The sequence below is a fragment of the Ensifer aridi genome, from assembly GCF_002078505.1.
In the GTDB taxonomy this organism is placed as follows: domain Bacteria; phylum Pseudomonadota; class Alphaproteobacteria; order Rhizobiales; family Rhizobiaceae; genus Sinorhizobium; species Sinorhizobium aridi.
The window spans coordinates 1-791 of the sequence record NZ_LUAV01000036.1; the positions used below are offsets into that span (position 1 = coordinate 1).

A 791-nucleotide genomic window follows, 5' to 3' on the forward strand; every position below is an offset into this window, starting at 1 on the left:
GCCTATGTCATCTACACCTCGGGCTCCACCGGAACGCCTAAGGGCGTCATGGTCGAGCATCGAAGTCTGGTGAACCATTCGATCTGGCACGCGAATCACTTCCAGCTTGCGGCCCACGACGTTTTCTTGCAGCGAACCTCCATCTCTTTTGATGCCGCCGGTTGGGAGCTATGGACCGCCTTGTCGATTGGCGCACATTCAATTCTTCCTTTTCTCGACGGGCAATTAGATATCCGAACAATCCTGGGCCTACTAAGCAGGCGCCGAGTGACGGTTTTGCAAGTGGTTCCGTCGCTTCTTTCAGCATTGCTTGAGGCCACTGACGTTGGGAAAAAAGGAATTGAGAATTTACGATACATGTTCTGTGGCGGAGAGCTCATAACAAGCGAGTTAGCCAATAAATGGCTGCAACTCGCAGGACGCGGACTTGTTAACCTCTATGGGCCTACCGAGGCAACAATCGACGCAACATCTTGGATCCATCCCGCTGGGTTTAAAGCGGCGATTGTCCCGATCGGGCGTCCGATATCGAACACGCGGGCGTACCTGCTCGACGATCATGGTCAGCCCGTTCCGTTCGGGGCGGTGGGCGAGCTCTATATCGGCGGGGCAGGGGTTGCGCGTGGCTACCTCAACCGGCCCGATCTGACGGCGGAGCGTTTCCTGGCCGATCCGTTCAGCGGCAAGGCGGATGCCCGCATGTACCGGACCGGCGACCTGGCCCGCTACCTGCCGGATGGCAATCTCGAGTTTTTGGGCCGCAACGACGATCAGGTGAAGATCCGCGGCTT

The 791-nt window shown here is 57.5% G+C and carries 1 protein-coding gene; it reads left to right on the forward strand.

The window, feature by feature from the left end:
* The coding region (locus AYK65_RS27595; RefSeq protein WP_139793370.1) for an amino acid adenylation domain-containing protein at nt 1-791 on the forward strand (791 nt) is incomplete at both ends.